1 protein-coding gene is annotated in these 500 nt (G+C 75.4%); it reads right to left on the minus strand.

Annotated features, from left to right (window positions below; genetic code table 11):
* Nucleotides 1-500 (minus strand): methyltransferase domain-containing protein (locus tag C667_RS23875; protein WP_004392614.1); only part of this gene is annotated, 500 nt, incomplete at both ends.

Consider the following 500-nt stretch of genomic DNA (forward strand, 5'->3'; position numbering starts at 1 on the left):
GCCGTCGCGGCGCAGGCGCTCGTAGGCGGCGCGCGCGGCCTCCCACCCGCTGCGGCCCGAGAGCCCGCGTGGGCGTCCGCGGGCGGCGTTGTTGGCCCCGCTCGCGCGCAGGTCGGCGAAGAGGCCGTCGAGTTCGGCGTAGGTCAGGGTCAGCATCTCCATGTCCATCACCGGGTCGCTGAAGCCGGCCTGCACCAGCGCGTCGCCGAGGTCGTGCATGTCGATGAAGCGATGCACCCGCTCGCCGGTAGCGGCAGGCAGCACGGCGCGCAGCTCGCGCAGGGTGTCGGGCCCGAGCGTGGAGAACATGAACAGCCCGTCCACCTGCAGGGTGCGGTGCACCTCGCGGAAGGCGGGCAGCGGGTCGTCGAGCGCCGGGAGCATCAGGTTGGACCACACCAGCCCGAGGCTGGCGCGTGGCAGCGGCAGCGCGCGCGCGTCGGCGACGAAGTGCGGCGCGGTGGCGGCGCGGCCGCCGATCAGGCGGCGCAGCAGCCCGC

The organism is Thauera phenylacetica B4P (genome assembly GCF_000310225.1).
Classification (GTDB): domain Bacteria; phylum Pseudomonadota; class Gammaproteobacteria; order Burkholderiales; family Rhodocyclaceae; genus Thauera; species Thauera phenylacetica.